The 16512-nt window shown below is 70.8% G+C and carries 17 protein-coding genes; 9 read left to right on the top strand and 8 right to left on the bottom strand.

Going from position 1 to position 16512, the window contains the following annotated elements:
* Positions 1-43 precede the first annotated feature (43 nt).
* A complete protein-coding gene (locus tag ABZY12_RS07835; RefSeq protein ID WP_356888280.1) occupies positions 44-2284 on the bottom strand; it encodes a transglycosylase domain-containing protein in 2241 nt (746 codons plus the stop codon).
* 523 nt (positions 2285-2807) lie between these two features.
* Here ABZY12_RS07835 and ABZY12_RS07840 point away from each other — a divergent pair.
* Positions 2808-3152, top strand: coding sequence for a WhiB family transcriptional regulator (locus ABZY12_RS07840; protein WP_026058363.1), 345 nt, complete (start codon positions 2808-2810; stop codon positions 3150-3152).
* Positions 3153-3175: 23 nt separating this feature from the next.
* Here ABZY12_RS07840 and ABZY12_RS07845 read toward each other — a convergent pair whose 3' ends face one another.
* Both ABZY12_RS07845 and ABZY12_RS07850 read right to left on the bottom strand, forming a co-directional pair.
* A complete protein-coding gene (locus tag ABZY12_RS07845; protein WP_356888282.1) occupies positions 3176-4501 on the bottom strand; it encodes an ArsA family ATPase in 1326 nt (441 codons plus the stop codon).
* A complete protein-coding gene (locus ABZY12_RS07850) occupies positions 4498-5460 on the bottom strand; it encodes an ArsA-related P-loop ATPase (RefSeq protein ID WP_356888284.1) in 963 nt (320 codons plus the stop codon). Before ABZY12_RS07850 ends, ABZY12_RS07845 begins: the two co-directional genes overlap by 4 nt.
* 265 nt (positions 5461-5725) lie before the next feature.
* On the opposite strand from ABZY12_RS07850, the gene ABZY12_RS07855 reads away from it, so the two are divergent.
* The 5 genes from ABZY12_RS07855 to ABZY12_RS07875 all read left to right on the top strand — a co-directional run bounded on the left by ABZY12_RS07855 (position 5726) and on the right by ABZY12_RS07875 (position 9219).
* Complete coding sequence (locus ABZY12_RS07855) at positions 5726-5884, top strand: DUF4177 domain-containing protein (RefSeq protein ID WP_017947820.1); 159 nt, start codon at positions 5726-5728, stop codon at positions 5882-5884.
* Entirely contained in the window at positions 5881-6351 is a 471-nt protein-coding gene (locus tag ABZY12_RS07860; RefSeq protein ID WP_356888286.1) for a RidA family protein, read from the top strand. Before ABZY12_RS07855 ends, ABZY12_RS07860 begins: the two co-directional genes overlap by 4 nt.
* An 86-nt stretch (positions 6352-6437) precedes the next feature.
* Complete coding sequence (locus ABZY12_RS07865) at positions 6438-7313, top strand: NUDIX hydrolase (RefSeq protein WP_356888288.1); 876 nt, start codon at positions 6438-6440, stop codon at positions 7311-7313.
* The gene (locus ABZY12_RS07870) at positions 7310-8140 is read left to right on the top strand and encodes an MBL fold metallo-hydrolase (protein WP_356888290.1); all 831 of its coding nucleotides are present in this window, start codon (positions 7310-7312) and stop codon (positions 8138-8140) included. The genes ABZY12_RS07865 and ABZY12_RS07870 overlap by 4 nt, the downstream gene beginning before the upstream one ends.
* A gap of 194 nt (positions 8141-8334) precedes the next feature.
* A complete protein-coding gene (locus ABZY12_RS07875) occupies positions 8335-9219 on the top strand; it encodes a prohibitin family protein (RefSeq protein WP_356888292.1) in 885 nt (294 codons plus the stop codon).
* A gap of 66 nt (positions 9220-9285) precedes the next feature.
* Here ABZY12_RS07875 and ABZY12_RS07880 read toward each other — a convergent pair whose 3' ends face one another.
* On the bottom strand, positions 9286-9960 hold the full coding sequence (locus ABZY12_RS07880) for a Crp/Fnr family transcriptional regulator (protein WP_015034542.1): 675 nt from the start codon (positions 9958-9960) through the stop codon (positions 9286-9288).
* A gap of 312 nt (positions 9961-10272) precedes the next feature.
* Here ABZY12_RS07880 and nth point away from each other — a divergent pair, with 312 nt between their 5' ends.
* Genes nth through ABZY12_RS07895 form a run of 3 tightly spaced genes read left to right on the top strand, consistent with a single transcriptional unit; the run spans position 10273 to position 13329 of the window.
* Complete coding sequence (gene nth, locus ABZY12_RS07885; RefSeq protein ID WP_356888294.1) at positions 10273-11304, top strand: endonuclease III; 1032 nt, start codon at positions 10273-10275, stop codon at positions 11302-11304.
* Positions 11305-11362: 58 nt separating this feature from the next.
* Positions 11363-12082 carry a CoA pyrophosphatase gene (locus ABZY12_RS07890; protein WP_356888296.1) on the top strand — a complete coding sequence of 240 codons (720 nt, stop codon included), beginning with the start codon at positions 11363-11365 and terminating at the stop codon, positions 12080-12082.
* Between the two features lie 47 nt (positions 12083-12129).
* Complete coding sequence (locus ABZY12_RS07895; RefSeq protein ID WP_356888298.1) at positions 12130-13329, top strand: MarP family serine protease; 1200 nt, start codon at positions 12130-12132, stop codon at positions 13327-13329.
* 18 nt (positions 13330-13347) lie between these two features.
* On the opposite strand, the gene ABZY12_RS07900 is transcribed toward ABZY12_RS07895, so the two are convergent.
* The 4 genes from ABZY12_RS07900 to nhaA all read right to left on the bottom strand — a co-directional run bounded on the left by ABZY12_RS07900 (position 13348) and on the right by nhaA (position 16508).
* The gene (locus ABZY12_RS07900) at positions 13348-13542 is read right to left on the bottom strand and encodes a hypothetical protein (RefSeq protein ID WP_356888300.1); all 195 of its coding nucleotides are present in this window, start codon (positions 13540-13542) and stop codon (positions 13348-13350) included.
* 107 nt (positions 13543-13649) lie between these two features.
* Entirely contained in the window at positions 13650-14594 is a 945-nt protein-coding gene (locus ABZY12_RS07905) for an alpha/beta hydrolase (protein WP_356888302.1), read from the bottom strand.
* A complete protein-coding gene (locus ABZY12_RS07910; protein WP_356888304.1) occupies positions 14591-15067 on the bottom strand; it encodes a phage holin family protein in 477 nt (158 codons plus the stop codon). The genes ABZY12_RS07905 and ABZY12_RS07910 overlap by 4 nt, the downstream gene beginning before the upstream one ends.
* A 37-nt stretch (positions 15068-15104) precedes the next feature.
* Positions 15105-16508: a Na+/H+ antiporter NhaA gene (gene nhaA, locus ABZY12_RS07915; protein ID WP_356888306.1), complete on the bottom strand. Its 1404-nt coding sequence runs from the start codon at positions 16506-16508 to the stop codon at positions 15105-15107.
* Between the last annotated feature and the right edge of the window lie 4 nt (positions 16509-16512).

The following is a 16512-nucleotide window of genomic DNA, read 5'->3' on the forward strand; positions in this document are numbered from 1 at the left end:
GGACCAGGGGGGCGCCCTCACGCGCATGTCGTACGGCGCCGTCCTACCGGCCGTTGCCTCCGCCGTTTCCGTTGCCGCGGCCGTTGCCGCCGCCGATCAGGTCCGGCGGGATGGTGATCTCCGGCAGCCCGTCGTCGCCGTCGCCCGGCTCACGGTCGCCCGGCTTGTTGTCGCCGCCCGGCCTCTTGTCCTTCTCCTTGTCCTCGGGCTTCTCGCCGCGCGGTACGGAGATGGGGGCGAAGCTCGGCGTCTCGGAGGCGCTGAGCGCCCCGGTCATCGCGATCTTCCAGATCGGGCCCGGCAGACAGCCACCGCAGACCTTGTCGTAGGTCACGCCGCCGATGACGATGTCGTACATCGAGGTCTTCTCGCCGACGTCGTCACCGACCCAGACCGCCGTGGACAGGTTCGGCGTGTAGCCGACGAACCAGGCGTCCTTGCGGTCGTTCGTCGTACCCGTCTTGCCGGCGTTGTCACGGTCGCTCAGACCGGCCTTGGTACCGGTGCCGTCCTCGACGACGCCCTTCAGCATCTGGTTGATCGTGTCGGCGGTCCGCTCGCTCATCGCGCGCGAGCACTCGGTCTGCGGCACCTTCAGGTTCTCGCCGGACGCCGTCCTGATCGACTCGATGGCGATCGGTGTGCAGTACGTGCCCCGGTTGGCGAAGGTGGCGTACACGGCGGCCATGTCCAGCGGGGTGGCCTCCTGGCCGCCGAGGGTGATCGACGGAAGCTCCTTGAGCTTCTTGCCGAGCTCCCGCTCGTACCCCATCTTCTTCGCCATCTCGATCGTCTCGCAGAGGCCGGCCATCTGTTCCAGCTTCGCGAAGTACGTGTTGATGGACTTGCCCAGCGCGCTCGTCATGTCCCAGCTGCCGGCCTCGGACTCCAGCTCGTTCTGCAGCACCCAGTCACCGGTGCCGGCCGGGCCGCCGGCGCAGGTGGTGTACGAGTTCATCGGGAGCGTGATCTTCCACGGGGTGGCGAAGGACTGCGCCGGGCTCAGCCCCTTCTCCAGCGCCGCCGCGGCCGTGATCGGCTTGAACGTCGAGCCGACCTGGAAGCCGTAGGTGGTGCCGCCCATCTTGCTGCCGACGGCCAGGTTGAGCGTGGTCTGGTGCTGCTTCTGGTCCAGGCCGTACGGGCGGGACTGACCCATCGACAGGATCTTGCCGCTGCCCGGCTCGACCTGGACCACCGAGGCGGCGACCTTGTCGTCCTCGTTGATCTTGGCGACGGCGGCCGCGTTCGCCGCCTCCTGTGCCCGCGGGGCGAGCGTGGTCCTGATGGTCAGACCACCGAGGTTCCACAGCTTCTGCCGTTCCTCGGCCGTCTTGCCGAAGACGGGGTCGGTCAGGATCGTCTTGCGGACGTAGTCGCAGAAGAAGCCGGCGCCGTCGACCGCGGTGATGCAGCCGTTCCGCGGCGCCTTCACCTTCAGCTCGATCGGAGCGGCCTTGGCGCGGTCCGCCTCCGCCTGGCTGATGTCCTTCACGTCGGCCATGCGCTGCAGCACCACGTTGCGCCGCTTGGTGGCCTCCTGGACGTCGTTGACCGGGTCGTAGCGGCTCGGCGACTGGACGAGGCCGGCCATCATCGCGGCCTCCTCCAGCTTGAGGTCGGCGGCGGGCTTGGAGAAGTAGCGCTGGGACGCGGCCTCGATGCCGTACGCCTGCTGACCGAAGAAGGTGATGTTGAGGTAGTTCTCGAGGATCTTCTTCTTCCCCAGCTCCTCCTCGACCTGGATCGCGTACTTCAGTTCGCGCACCTTGCGGCCGATGGTCTGCTGGGTGGCCTGGGCGACCTTCTCGGGGTCGTCGCCGGCCTCCTCCACGAAGACGTTCTTCACGTACTGCTGGGTGAGCGTGGACGCGCCCTGCGCCACGCCGCCCGACTGGGCGTTGCGGTTGATCGCGCGCAGCACGCCCTTGAGGTCGACGGCTCCGTGCTCGTAGAAGCGGGAGTCCTCGATCGCGACGATCGCCTTCTGCATGTACGGGGAGATCTTCTCCAGCGGCACGACCTTCCGGTCCCGCGAGTACACGGTGGCGAGGTGGCCGCCCTCGGAGTCGAGGATCGTGGTGCGCTGACTCAGCGGCGGTGTCTTCAGGTTGGACGGGATTTCGTCGAACCCCTCGACCGTGCCCTTCGCAGCCAGCCCCAGTGCTCCGGCCGCGGGCAGGGCGATGCCTGCCAGCACGGCTCCGGAGAGCACGCTGACCCCGAGGAACTTCGCGGCCTGCTGGGTCCCGGTCAGACCTCCGCCCGAGCGCTTCTTTGCCATGGGGGCAGCCTAATCCGTAGGTGACGGCGTTCCGCAGGAGCGGGGGCTTCTCGGAGCGTTCGAGTACCAGACCGTGACATCCGCCCGTGGCGGTGGGCGTGCGGCGACGTGAGGCGTCGGCGTTCGCATTTGCCGGACACGCGTATATGCCTTGGCCTAAGCTGCTCTCAACTGTCACAGCAGTGTGGCCCCGCATCAGGGCCGGGCGTGACTTCGGCGGGAACACCCGGGAACCCGAATCCTGGGAAGCCGTGCCCGAATCCGCCCCATGCGTCACCCGACGTCCCGAGTGACCCCGTCGCGGAAGGGCGAACCGCGCCGGTATGCCTGTTTAGGCGCGCATGTCCTCGGGTCACTCCCCTGGGTGATCTGCCGCGTACGCATAGTCCGTTCGGGCCATTCAAGATTGGGCCCGAAGGGGGTGTTGCGCTGTGCCCACCTTCCGTAACGTCACCAACTGGCAGCGGTGAATATGCCGCTACCGCCGTGGGGGAGCCTCGATTCGGGAGAGGACGGCGCCGGTATGGGCTGGGTAGCTGACTGGAGTGCGCAGGCGGCCTGCCGCACTACCGATCCGGATGAACTTTTCGTGCAGGGCGCGGCGCAGAACAGGGCGAAGGCGGTGTGCACCGGGTGCCCGGTGCGGACCGAGTGCCTGGCCGACGCGCTCGACAACCGCGTGGAGTTCGGCGTGTGGGGCGGCATGACGGAGCGTGAGCGCCGTGCCCTGCTGCGCCGACGGCCGACCGTCACCTCGTGGCGGCGGCTGCTCGAGACCGCGCGTACGGAGTACGAGCGCGGCGCGGGCCTGCTGCCCGTGGCGATGGAGGACGACGCGACGTACGAGGCGTACGCCGCGGTGGGCTAGACCCACCGGACGTCCCGTACCGCTCAGGCCGAGCGCATACGTCCGGCCGTGAGCCGATCACCGATGGCCCGCAGGCCGGCGAGATCGTGTACGTCGCCGGGCAGCGCGGCCACTTCGGCGACCGCCACCTCCGGGTGGAGCGCGGTGAAACGGTCGCGCGTGCGCTGTTCGCGCGCGAGGACCTGCATCCGCTCGGCGTGCAGGCGGAGCAGTCCCGCGGTCAACTGCTGGACATCCGGGTCGTGCTCGGCTGTGGGGGCAGCCTCGGGTGTGTCAGGTCGTGCGAGAGGTACGGCGGCGGTGGCGGTGTCCGACGGCTCCGCGGAAGTCTCCCGGGAGCCACGCCCAGCAGTCTTCCCGGCTCCCTGATCCACAATGCGCCCCTCGTCAAGATTTTCCGCGGCGGCCCGCGCCCGCTCGGCCGACAGCCGGGCGGCGCCGCTGCCGTGGACGCGGTTGAGGACCAGACCGGCCAGCGGCATCTCCTCGGCGGCCAGCCGCTCCACGAAGTACGCGGCCTCGCGCAGCGCGTCCCGCTCAGGCGTCGCGACCACGAGGAACGCCGTGCCCGGGGCCTGGAGCAGCCGGTACGTCGCGTCCGCCCGGGTCCGGAAGCCGCCGAACATGGTGTCCATGGCGGCCACGAAGGTCTGCACGTCCTTGAGGAACTGACCCCCCAGCAGCTTCCCCAGGGTCCCCGTCATCATCGACATGCCGACGTTGAGGAACTTCATCCCCGCCCGGCCGCCCATCTTCGCGGGCGCCATGAGGAGCTTGATGAACTTGCCGTCCAGGAAGGACCCCAGCCGCTTCGGCGCGTCCAGGAAGTCGAGCGCGGAGCGGGACGGCGGGGTGTCGACGACGATCAGGTCCCACTCGTCGCGGGCCCGCAGCTGCCCGAGCTTCTCCATCGCCATGTACTCCTGCGTACCGGCGAAACCGGCCGACAGGGACTGGTAGAAGGGGTTCTCCAGAATCGCCCTGGCCCGCTCGCCGTCCGCGTGCGCCTCGACGATCTCGTCGAAGGTCCGCTTCATGTCGAGCATCATGGCGTGCAGTTCGCCGGAGCCCGAGCCCTTGATGCCGTCGACCCTGCGGGGGACGTTGTCGAGCGAGTCGATCCCCATCGACTGGGCGAGCCGCCGCGCCGGGTCGATCGTCAGGACGACCACCCTCCGGCCCCGCTCGGCCGCGCGTACGCCGAGGGCCGCTGCCGTCGTCGTCTTGCCGACCCCGCCGGCGCCGCAGCAGACGATGATCCGGGTGCCCGGGTCGTCGATGAGCGGATCGAGTTCCAGGGCGGGGGCGGAGTCGAGCCCGTTCCCCGGGACCACGTCCTTCTCCGTCACGCGCCCACCCCTTGCTTCCGCAGTTCCTTCGCGAGCCGGTACAGGCCGGCGATGTCCGCCCCGTCCCCCAGGAAGGGAAGTTCGTACGCCGGTACGTCGAGCCCGGCCAGGACCGCCCGCTGTTCGCGCTCCAGCTCCACGCGCTGGGCGTGGTCCGCCGCCTGTTCGAGGAGCGGTCCGACCAGCTTCGTACCGCCGCTGACGCCCGCCGCGGCGAGGGTCCTCGCGATCGCGTCCCGGTGGTCGCCGGAGGCCGCCCGTACCGCCGCCTCGTCGAGGACGTGCGGACGGACCATGTTCACGATGACGTTGCCGACCGGCAGTTCCGCGTTCCGGAGTTCCGCGATGCCGTCCGCGGTCTCCTGGACCGGCATCTCCTCCAGCAGGGTCACCAGGTGCACGGCCGTCTCGGGGGACTTGAGCACCCGCATCACGGCCTGCGCCTGGTTGTGTATCGGGCCGATCCTGGCCAGGCCCGCCACCTCGTCGTTGACGTTGAGGAAGCGGGTGATCCGGCCGGTCGGGGGCGCGTCCATGACGATGTGGTCGTAGGTGTGGCCGCCGTGCTTCTCGCGCCGGCGGACCGCCTCGCACGCCTTGCCGGTCAGCAGCACGTCCCGTACGCCGGGAGCGATCGTCGTAGCGAAGTCGATCGCGCCGAGCTTCTTCAGGGCCCGGCCGGCGCTGCCGAGTTTGTAGAACATCTGGAGGTAGTCGAGGAGCGCGCGCTCGGCGTCGATGGCCAGCGCGAAGACCTCGCCGCCGCCCGGGGCGACGGCGATCTTGCGCTCCTCGTACGGAAGGGCCTCCGTCTCGAAGAGCTGTGCGATGCCCTGTCTGCCTTCGACCTCGACGAGGAGGGTCCGCTTGCCCTCCGTCGCGAGGGCGAGCGCGAGGGCGGCGGCGACCGTCGTCTTACCGGTACCGCCCTTGCCGCTGACGACCTGGAGCCTGCTCACGCCTTCGAGACTAACCACTGGCCGTGAAGCCCGGGCGACCCCGGGCCCGATTGGGCGGGTCAAGGAGCGGGGCGAGGGCCGAGTCCGGCAAGGCGGAGGCAAGGAGTCCACGCGGTGGGTCCCCTCCCATGCCGGAAGGGCTACGGGGGAGTCGACGACCACGACAACGCGGGCAGGCGGGACTCATCGGCACGCGGCGCCGCCCGAGCCGGGTCGGGGTCGCCCGTGCGGGAGGCCGGGTGTGGCAGCGGATACAGTCGGCTCCATGACCAAGTGGGAATACGCGACCGTGCCCCTTCTCGTGCACGCGACGAAGCAGATTCTGGACACCTGGGGCGAGGACGGGTGGGAGCTCGTCCAGGTCGTGCCCGGGCCGAACAACCCCGAGCAGCTCGTGGCCTACCTGAAGCGGGAGAAGTCGTGAGCGGGGCCGTCGAGGCCAAGCTGGCCGAGCTGGGACTGACCCTGCCCGAGGTCGTACCGCCGCTGGCCGCGTACCAGCCGGCCGTGCGGTCGGGCGTGTACGTCTACACCTCGGGCCAGCTCCCGATGGTGGAGGGCAAGCTTCCGGTGACCGGCAAGGTCGGCGGAGAGGTCACCGCCGAGGAGGCCAAGAAGCTCGCGGCCACCTGCGCGCTGAACGCGCTCGCGGCCGTGAAGTCGGTCGCCGGTGACCTGGACCGGATCAAGCGGGTCGTGAAGGTCGTGGGCTTCGTCGCCTCCGCCGCCGACTTCACCGGGCAGCCGGGCGTCATCAACGGCGCCAGCGAGCTGCTCGGCGCGGTCCTCGGCGACAAGGGTGTGCACGCGCGCAGCGCGGTGGGCGTGGCGGTGCTGCCGCTGGACGCCCCCGTCGAGGTCGAGGTCCAGGTGGAGCTCGACCAGGACTGATCCCCCTCCGTGCACGAAGAGCCGGTTCCTCCCGCCCGGGGGAATCGGCTCTCGTGCATCCGGAGCGCCCGGCATACCATCCGGCCATGGCGAATGGTCAGTGGTACCCACCGGAATGGCCCGACCGCATCCGCGCGCTCGCCGCGGGCGAGCTGGCTCCCGCGGCGCCCAGACGCGCCGCCACCGTCATGCTGCTGCGGGACGGCGCCGAAGGGCAGGGACCGAGCGTCCACATGCTGCGGCGGCGTACCTCCATGGCCTTCGCGGGCGGCGCGTACGCCTATCCCGGCGGCGGTGTCGATCCGCGTGACGAGCACCCCGTGCGCTGGGCCGGCCCGTCCCGGGAGACCTGGGCCGAGCGGCTCGGCCTTCCGGATCCGGCGCAGGCACAGGCCGTCGTGTGCGCGGCCGTGCGCGAGACGTACGAAGAGGCGGGCGTGCTGCTCGCCGGGCGGACCGCGGACTCGGTGGTCGGGGACACGACCGGCGACGACTGGGAGAAGGACCGTGCGGCGCTGGTCGCCCGGGAGCTGTCCTTCTCGGACTTCCTCGACCGGCGCGGCCTGGTGCTGCGGTCCGACCTCCTCGGCGCGTGGGCGCGCTGGATCACGCCGGAGTTCGAGCCCCGGCGGTACGACACATGGTTCTTCGTGGCCGTTCTGCCTGCCGGCCAGCGCACCCGTAACGCCTCGACCGAGGCGGACCGGACGGTCTGGATCCGCCCGGCGGACGCCGCGGCCGGCTACGACCGGGGCGAGCTGACGATGATGCCGCCGACGATCTCCACCCTGCGGGGCCTGGAGCGCTTCGGTACGGCCGCGGAGGCCCTGGCCGCGGCGGAGGACCAGGACCTGACTCCCGTCCTCGCCCAGGCGCGGCTGGAGGGGGACGAACTGATCCTGAGCTGGCCCGGGCACGACGAGTTCACCAAGCACATCCCGAGCGGGGGCGGGACCCGATGACGGACGCCGCCGCCCTGCCGGGTCAGCCCAGGGGAGGAGTCCTCTCCGGGCCCGCGACCACCCGCGCCTTCAACGTGCTCGCGCCGAACCCGTCCGCCATGACGCTCGACGGCACCAACACCTGGATCGTCTCCGAACCCGACTCCGACCTCGCCGTCGTCATCGATCCCGGCCCGCTCGACGACGGCCATCTGCGGAGGGTCGTGGAGTGCGCCGAGAAGCTCGGCAAGCGGGTCGCCCTCACCCTGCTCACCCACGGCCACCCGGACCACGCCGAGGGCGCGAGCCGGTTCGCGGAGCTGACGGGGACCCATGTGCGGGCCCTGGACCCGGCATTGCGGCTCGGTGACGAGGGGCTCGGGGCGGGGGACGTGGTCACGGCCGGCGGTCTGGAGCTGAGGGTGGTGCCGACGCCCGGCCACACCTCTGACTCGCTCTCCTTCCATCTGCCCGCCGACCGGGCCGTCCTGACGGGCGACACGATCCTGGGGCGCGGCACGACGATCGTCGCCCATCCCGACGGGCGGCTCGGCGACTATCTCGACTCGCTGCGCCGGCTGCGCTCGCTCACGGTCGACGACGGGGTCCGTACGGTGCTTCCGGGTCACGGGCCGGTACTCGAGGACGCGCAGGGGGCGGTGGAGTTCTATCTCGCCCACCGCGCCGGCCGCCTCGCGCAGGTCGAGACGGCCGTCGAGAACGGCCTGACGACCGCCTCGGAGGTCGTCGCCCATGTGTACGCGGACGTGGACCGCTCGTTGTGGCCGGCCGCCGAACTGTCCGTGCGGGCGCAGTTGGAGTACCTGCGGGAGCACGGGCTGATCTGAGCGCCGGTCGCTGGGCGGCGAGTGCCGGGCGCCGGAAGCGGGTATCCAGTCCCGGGGGGCCGGGGGGCCGGGGGGCCGGGGGGCCGGGGGGCCGGGCGTCGGCGCTGGGCGCTGCGCACCCCCCGAGAAGTCGATCTTTTGGCCTGTGCTTTACGCTCCGCTTACTTCTGACCGTAGTCCTCGGGGGGCCGTCCATGTTCGTCCTGTCCATCCTGCTGCTCATCGCGGCGGTGGTGCTGTTCTTCGTCGCGCGCGCCAACGACACGCGCGGACTGAAGCTCGGCGCCCTCGGCGCGCTCATCGCCGGTGTCTTCTCGCTGATCGGCTCCACGCTCTACGTCATCAGCGCGTACGAGGTCGGTGTCCCGGTCGCGTTCGGCAAGGTCGGCTCGCCCATGACCTCCGGCATGCACTTCAAGTCGCCGTTCACCGACGTCACGACCTTCTCGACCCGTCCGGTCGACCTCAACCTCTCCGACAAGGACGTGGTCGAGGTCCGCTCCTCTCAGGGCGGTGTCATGTACGCCGAGGTGACCGTGAAGTGGGCGGTGACCCCGGCCAAGGCCGTCGAGCTCTACCGGCTCGCGGGCAGCGAGGACGCCATCCAGCAGCGGTTGGTCTACCCCGACAGCCGGGAGATCGTCCGCAACGTCTTCGCCCGTCACACGAGCGAGCAGGGCTACGCCAGTGACCGCGAGAAGATCAACGCCGAGATCGGCGAACTGATCAAGGAGCGTCTGGCGCCGCGCGGCATCGCCGTCACCACGGTCAACCTGCGCAACGTGAAGCCCTCGGACGCCCTCCAGGGCCAGATCGACCGCAAGATCCAGCAGCAGCAGGCGACCGAGCGCGCGACCGAGGCCGCCCGTACGGCCAAGGCCGAGTCCGACCGGCGCCGTATCGAGGCCGAGGGCATCGCCCGCGCCAACAAGATCCTCAACGACTCGCTGAGCGACAAGGTCCTGCTGAACCAGTGCATCGAGGCGTACAAGGAGGCCGCGGCGAAGAACCCGGTCTACGCCGTGCCGTGCGGCGGTGGCAGCGGAAACCCGCTGATCGTCGACGGTACGAAGCGGTAGTCACCCCATACGGAAAGGGCCGCCCCGGTCTCGACCGGGGCGGCCCTTTCCGTACGTACGGATCGCTTACCGCGAGCGCTTCGCGAGGCGCTCCACGTCCAGCAGGATCACGGCGCGGGCCTCCAGGCGGAGCCAGCCGCGCTGGGCGAAGTCCGCCAGGGCCTTGTTGACCGTCTCGCGGGAGGCGCCGACCAGCTGGGCCAGCTCCTCCTGAGTCAGGTCGTGGACCACGTGGATGCCCTCCTCCGACTGCACGCCGAAGCGGCGCGACAGGTCGAGGAGCGCGCGGGCGACACGGCCCGGCACGTCGGAGAAGACCAGGTCGGACATCTGGTCGTTGGTCTTGCGCAGCCGGCGCGCGACCGCGCGCAGCAGGGCGGTGGCCACCTCGGGGCGGGCGTTCAGCCAGGGCTGGAGGTCACCGTGGCCCAGGCCGAGGAGCTTGACCTCGGTCAGCGCCGTCGCGGTGGCGGTGCGCGGGCCCGGGTCGAAGAGGGACAGCTCGCCGATGAGCTCGCCGGGGCCGAGGACGGCCAGCATGTTCTCCCGGCCGTCGGGGGAGGTGCGGTGGAGCTTCACCTTGCCCTCGGTGACCACGTACAGGCGGTCGCCGGGGTCTCCCTCGTGGAAGAGCGCGTCGCCACGGGCGAGCGTCGCTTCACTCATCGAGGCGCGCAGCTCCGCGGCCTGCTCGTCATCGAGCGCCGCGAAGAGCGGGGCGCGCCGCAGAACGTCGTCCACGAGTTTCTCCTATGTCGACCTGCTCAGGGGACCTTGATCCCATGATGCCGGACGCACAAAACAGTGCGATCAATCACAACAAGTTTGACGTACCGAACCGCCCGTCCGTACGTCAGGGGCCCGATTGGGTCGTGATCGGCCATGCCCGGGGCGGATGTCGGTGGTGCCCCTTAGGCTGGCCGGGTGTCCAACTCGCCGGTGAGAGCGCAGGCCAAGGGGGCTGGGAGAGTGTCCGCCAAGGGTGATTCCGCTGTGGGCGAACAGGGTGTGCCGAAGCGGGCAAATGCGACAAAACGCCCGGCGGGCGGGGCGGTGAAGGCCGCCAAGAAGACTCCCGGGACGTCGAAGAGCGCTTCGGGAGCGACCGCGACGCAGGCTGCCGGGACGACCGCCGAGAGCGCCCCGAAGACCCGGGCGGCGAAGCCGGCGAAGGCCGGCACGGACACCCGGGCCTCCAAGGCCACGGCGACGAGGACACCGAAGGCCGCTCCGAAGGCCACGGCGACGAAGACACCGAAGGCGGCGGCCAAGACCCCGAAGGCGGTCCCGAAGGCCGCGAAGCCGGAATCCCGTCTGGCCATGGTCCGCCGGGCCCGGAAGATCAACCGGGAGCTGGCCGACGTCTATCCGTACGCCCACCCCGAGCTGGACTTCCGGAACCCCTTCGAGCTGCTCGTCGCGACGGTCCTGTCCGCCCAGACCACCGATCTGCGGGTCAACCAGACCACTCCCGCCCTCTTCGCGAGGTACCCGACGCCGGAGGACCTCGCCGCCGCCGTCCCCGAGGAGGTCGAGGAGCTCATCCGCCCGACCGGCTTCTTCCGGGCCAAGACCAAGTCGATCATGGGCCTCGCCACGGCCCTGCGTGACGACTTCGGGGGCGAGGTCCCCGGCCGGCTCGACGACCTGGTGAAGCTTCCGGGCGTGGGCCGCAAGACCGCGTTCGTCGTCCTCGGCAACGCCTTCGGCGTGCCCGGCATCACGGTCGACACCCACTTCATGCGGCTCGCCCGCCGCTGGAAGTGGACCGACCAGGACGACCCGGTCAAGATCGAGGCGGAGATCGCCGAGATCTTCCCCCGGAGCGAGTGGACGATGCTCTCCCACCGGGTGATCTTCCACGGGCGCCGGATCTGCCACGCCCGCAAGCCCGCCTGCGGCGCCTGCCCCATCGCCCCGCTCTGCCCGGCCTACGGCGAAGGCGAGACCGACCCCGAGAAGGCCGCGAAGCTCCTGAAGTACGAGAAGGGCGGCTATCCGGGCCAGCGGCTCAACCCGCCGCCGGACTATCCGGGCAGCCCGGCTCCGCCGGCCGCGGGCGTGGCACCCGGGGCGGGGGCGTGACGGGGCCGTGAGGGAACGAAGCCATGCTCCGATCGCGTTGTGAAACACGGGGGTGCCTATGACGCGCACTGAGGAAGAGACGGCGGCCGGCACGACGCACGGCGTCGGTACCGGCGGCCTGCTCACCCGAGAGGGGCTGCCCGGCTGGCTCGCCCCCGTCGACCGGGCCGCCCGCACGGTCAAGCCCGAGCAGCTCAGCCGCTTCCTGCCGCCCGCGAACGGCGCCGGACGCCAGTCCGCCGTGCTGATCCTCTTCGGCGAGGGCGAGCGCGGGCCCGAGCTGCTGCTGATGGAACGCTCCGGCAGCCTGCGCTCGCACGCCGGACAGCCCTCCTTCCCCGGCGGCGCCCTGGACCCCGAGGACGGTGATCCGGCCGACGGCGGCCTGCTGCGGGCGGCGCTGCGCGAGGCCGAGGAGGAGACCGGCCTCGACCCCTCCGGTGTCCAGATCTTCGGGGTGCTGCCCCAGCTCTACATCCCGGTCAGCGGCTTCGTCGTCACCCCCGTCCTCGGCTGGTGGCGCGTCCCGAGCCCGGTCGGGGTGGTCGATCCGGCCGAGACCGCCCGCGTCTTCACCGTCCCCGTGGCGGATCTCACGGATCCGGCCAACCGCGCGACCACCATCCATCCCAGCGGCCACGAAGGCCCGGCGTTCCTGGTCGCATCCGCTCTGGTCTGGGGTTTCACGGCCGGAGTGATCGACAGGATCTTGTACTACGCGGGCTGGGAGAGGCCGTGGGACCGCGCGAAGCAGGTCCCGCTCGACTGGCGCTCATGACAGGGTGGCCCAGGGCGACCTAAGACGAATCTGCGAGGCTATTGACGGTGAACGTGCTGGACATCCTGTTGCTGCTCGCCGCCGTGTGGTTCGCGATCATCGGCTACCGCCAGGGATTCGTGGTCGGCATCCTGTCGGTGATCGGCTTCCTCGGCGGCGGTCTCGTGGCCGTCTTCCTGCTCCCGGTCCTCTGGAAGCAGCTGACGGACAACTCGGAGGTCACCACCACGGCGACCATCCTCTTCGTGATCGTCGTCATCGTCTGCGCCTCCGTCGGCCAGGCGTTCACCACCCACCTCGGCAACAAGCTGCGCCGGCACATCACCTGGTCACCCGCGCGCGCCCTGGACGCGACCGGCGGCGCGCTCGTCAACGTGGTGGCGATGCTGCTGGTCGCCTGGCTGCTCGGCTCCGCGCTCGCGCGCACCGCCATGCCCACGCTGGGCAAGGAGGTGCGCGGTTCCAAGGTGCTGCTCGGTGTCGAGCGCGTGATGCCCGATCAGGCGTCCGCCTGGTTCTCCGACTTCACCTCCACGCTCGCCCAGAACGGCTTCCCGCCGGTCTTCAGCCCCTTCGCCAACGAGCCCATCACCGAGGTACGGCCGCCGGACCCGGCGCTCGCCGGCAGCCCGGTCGCCGCCCGCGCCCAGCGCTCCATCGTCAAGGTCGTCGGTACGGCGACCAGCTGCGGCAAGGTCCTCGAAGGCACCGGCTTCGTCTTCTCCGACCGCCGGGTCATGACCAACGCCCACGTCGTCGGCGGCGTCGACGAGCCCACCGTCCAGATCGGGGGCGAGGGCAGGCTGTACGACGCGAAGGTCGTCCTCTACGACTGGCAGCGCGACATCGCCGTACTGGACGTGCCGGACCTGGACGCCGAGCCTCTGCGGTTCACCGATGAGGACGCCCGCAGCGGCGACAGTGCGATCGTCGCCGGCTTCCCGGAGAACGGCTCGTACGACGTGCGCTCGGCGCGCGTCCGGGGCCGTATCAACGCCAACGGACCGGACATCTACCAGCACGGCGAGGTGCGCAGGGACGTGTACTCCCTGTACGCGACGGTCCGTCAGGGCAACTCCGGCGGCCCGCTGCTCACCGAGAACGGAGAGGTGTCCGGCGTGATCTTCGCCCGCTCGCTCGATGACCCGAACACCGGCTACGCACTGACGGTGGACGAGATCCGGGACGACATCGCCCAGGGCCGCACGGCCAACCAGCAGGTCGACAGCCGGGGCTGCGCGCTGTAGCCGGACGGACGCGGGTGCTCAGTCGCGGGTGTGCCGGAGCCTGGCCGACACCCAGCGGGCCCGGCGGCGCAGGATGCGCGGGATCCCGATGTCGTCCTGCGCGGCATGGGAGCGGCGGCCCGGGTCCTGAGGGCCGCTCCTCTCCAGAGAGCCCGGCCCAGCGGCCGAGCGGCGGTTGCGTGCTGTGTCACCGTAGTCGTACGTCCAGCCCATACCCCGACGTGTGCCCGGGGCCCAAGGTCGGTAACCGCCCCGGAGCCCGCCAATTGGAGTATGCGCGAGGCAATTGGCGTTCGGGGGACGGAAGCACGTTCGCCGGATCAGCGGTCGGGTTCGGGGTCCTTGAGCCAGTTGATGAGCTCCGTCGAGAACGCCACCGGGTCCTCTTCGTGCGGGAAGTGCCCCAGGCCGTCGAAGAGCCGCCAGCGGTAGGGCGCCTCCACGTACTCGCCCGAGCCCGCCGCGCTGCGCGTCCGCATCGCCGGGTCCATGGAACCGTGCAGATGCAGCGTGGGTACCCGCACCGGGCGCTTCATACGCCGGTTGAACTGGATTCCGTCCGGCCGCGCCAGCGAGCGGACCATCCAGCGGTAGGGCTCGATCGAGCAGTGCGCCGTCGACGGGATGCACATCGCCCGCCGGTACACCTCGATCGCCTCCTCGTCCGGCAGCCCCGGGCCCGACCAGTCCTGGATCAGCCGGCCCACCAGCGCCCCCTCGTCGGCCACGAGCTGACGCTCCGGCAGCCAGGGGCGCTGGAAGCCCCACACGTACGAACCGGCCCGCGACTGCGAGAAGTCGGAGAGCATCGCCGACCGCCAGCGGCGCGGGTGCGGCATCGAGGAGACCGCGAGCCGGCGCACCAGCTTCGGGCGCATGACCGCCGCCGTCCAGGCGAGATAGCCGCCCAGGTCGTGCCCGACCAGCGCCGCGTCCGGCTCCCCGAGGGAGCGGACGACGCCGGTGATGTCGAGCGCCAGGTTGGCGGGGTCGTAGCCCCTCGGCGTACGGTCGCTGCCGCCCACGCCCCGCAGGTCCATCGCCACGGCCCGGAAGCCGGCGTCGGCGAGGGCGGGCAGCTGATGGCGCCAGGTCCACCAGAACTGCGGAAAACCGTGCAGCAGCAACACGAGCGGGCCGTCGCCCATCTCCGCGATGTGGAAGCGCGCGCCATTGGCGGCCACGTCCCGGTGGGTCCAGGGCCCATCGATCCGTACGGGGCTGCCGGTGGTGCCGCTGCCGTTGCTGCTCTCAGGGACGGTCATGCAGACGAGCGTCCCACAATCGCGGGCTTCTCCTGGACCGTGCCCGGCAGGACCGCTCCTTCGGGGCGGGGGTGCGGCTTGACGTTCTGCAGCACCGCGGCCGTCTGCTTGGCCGAGGCGATGGACTTCTCCGGCGGCTTGACCTTCTTGAACTTGGCGTAGGCGATCAGCCCGAGCAGCCCTGCCAGCAGCACGTTCGCCGCGAAGGAGAGCAGGAAGCAGACCGAGATGTGCCAGCCGCTCCATGCCTGGATGCCGTAGGTGAGCGCGAAACTCAGCATCGGCAGCGAGAACAGCAGCACCGCGGCCGCCGCCCCGCCGGCGGCGCCGCCGATGACGCCGCGCTTGACGTCCTGTCGGATCTCGGCCTTCGCCAGCGCGATCTCGTCGTGCACCAGCGCGGACATCTCGGCGGTCGCCGAGGCGACCAGCTGGCCGAGGCTGCGCTCGGCTCCGTTGACCGGGTCGCTCATCGCTGCTCCCTTTTCTCTTCGACGGTCCGACCTCAGATCATGCCGGACTGTCGGCGTCATCGCGCGGTGCCCCCGCCAGTCGCGCCTTCTCGCGATGTTCCGCGGCCTTCCTCTCGTGGATCGCGGCCATCCGGAGGTGGTACTCCGGGTCGTGCTGTTCGTACACGTCCGGGATGCCGTCCTCGTCCTCGTCGCGCTCCTCGTCGGCGAGCAGCGCCTCGTACTTCCGTACCCGCAGTTTGAGCAGGAACGTCGCCAGTACGGCCGCGATCAGGGAGCCGATCAGGACGGCGGCCTTGACCTCGTCGGTCAGGGCCGCGTCGCCCTCGAAGGCCAGCTCGCCGATGAGCAGGGAGACGGTGAAGCCGATTCCGGCGAGGGTGGCGACGGCGAACACGTCCGGCCAGGCCAGGTCCGGGTTGAGCTCCGCCTTGGTGAAGCGGGCGGCGAGCCACGTACCGCCGAAGATGCCGACCGCCTTGCCGACCACCAGACCGAGGACGACACCGAGGGTGACCGGCTGGGTGAAGACGTCGCCGATCGATTTCCCGGTGACGGCGACCCCGGCCGAGAACAGGGCGAACAGCGGCACGGCCAGACCGGCGGAGAGGGGACGGACCAGGTGCTCGATGTGCTCGCCGGGGGAGTGCTTCTCGCCGTCCCGCCGGCTGCAGCGCAGCATCAGGCCCATGGCGACACCGGCGATGGTGGCGTGGACGCCGCTGTTGTACATCAGGCCCCAGATGACCAGGGCGAGCGGGACGTACACGTACCAGCCGCGGACCCCCGTGCGCAGCAGCAGCCAGAAGACGACGAGTCCGGCGAAGGCGCCGCCGAGGGCGGCGAAGTTCAGATCGCTGGTGAGGAAGACCGCGATGATCAGGATCGCGAACAGGTCGTCGACGACGGCGAGCGTCAGCAGGAACGCGCGGAGGGCGGACGGCAGGGACGTGCCGATGACGGCGAGCACGGCGAGCGCGAAGGCGATGTCGGTGGCGGTGGGTACGGCCCAGCCGTCCATCGAGCCGCCGCCGACGGCGTTCGTCAGAGCGTAGACGAGGGCGGGCGCGGCCATGCCGCAGAGCGCGGCGATCACCGGGAGCGCGGCTGCCTTGGGGTCGCGCAGCTCGCCCGCGACGAGCTCGCGCTTGAGCTCGATGCCGGCGACGAAGAAGAAGACCGCGAGGAGTCCGTCGGCCGCCCAGTGCTCGATGGACAGGTCGAGGCCGAGAGCCGCGGGGCCGATGTGGAAGTCCCGTACGGATTCGTAGCCGGCACTGAGGGGGCTGTTGGCCCAGACGAGCGCGGCGACCGCGGCGAGGAGCAGCAGCACGCCACCGACGGTCTCTGCGCGCAGCGCGTCGGCGATGAACCGCCGCTCGGGAAGCGACGGCAGGCCGAGGAACTTACGGTCGGTGGGGGTGCGAGTGGGCGCGGGCACGGTG

This window comes from Streptomyces sp. NPDC006551, assembly GCF_040611675.1.
GTDB lineage: Bacteria > Actinomycetota > Actinomycetes > Streptomycetales > Streptomycetaceae > Streptomyces.

What these genes read in the sequence shown, in the direction of transcription:
- ABZY12_RS07900 (WP_356888300.1), bottom strand. Translation starts at nt 13,542, where the DNA reads ATGGGCTGGACGTACGACTACGGTGACACAGCACGCAACCGCCGCTCG.
- ABZY12_RS07870 (WP_356888290.1), top strand. Translation starts at nt 7,310, where the DNA reads ATGACGGACGCCGCCGCCCTGCCGGGTCAGCCCAGGGGAGGAGTCCTC.
- ABZY12_RS07865 (WP_356888288.1), top strand. Translation starts at nt 6,438, where the DNA reads ATGGCGAATGGTCAGTGGTACCCACCGGAATGGCCCGACCGCATCCGC.
- ABZY12_RS07835 (WP_356888280.1), bottom strand. Translation starts at nt 2,284, where the DNA reads ATGGCAAAGAAGCGCTCGGGCGGAGGTCTGACCGGGACCCAGCAGGCC.
- ABZY12_RS07890 (WP_356888296.1), top strand. Translation starts at nt 11,363, where the DNA reads ATGACGCGCACTGAGGAAGAGACGGCGGCCGGCACGACGCACGGCGTC.
- ABZY12_RS07855 (WP_017947820.1), top strand. Translation starts at nt 5,726, where the DNA reads ATGACCAAGTGGGAATACGCGACCGTGCCCCTTCTCGTGCACGCGACG.
- ABZY12_RS07910 (WP_356888304.1), bottom strand. Translation starts at nt 15,067, where the DNA reads ATGAGCGACCCGGTCAACGGAGCCGAGCGCAGCCTCGGCCAGCTGGTC.
- ABZY12_RS07905 (WP_356888302.1), bottom strand. Translation starts at nt 14,594, where the DNA reads ATGACCGTCCCTGAGAGCAGCAACGGCAGCGGCACCACCGGCAGCCCC.
- ABZY12_RS07840 (WP_026058363.1), top strand. Translation starts at nt 2,808, where the DNA reads ATGGGCTGGGTAGCTGACTGGAGTGCGCAGGCGGCCTGCCGCACTACC.
- ABZY12_RS07875 (WP_356888292.1), top strand. Translation starts at nt 8,335, where the DNA reads ATGTTCGTCCTGTCCATCCTGCTGCTCATCGCGGCGGTGGTGCTGTTC.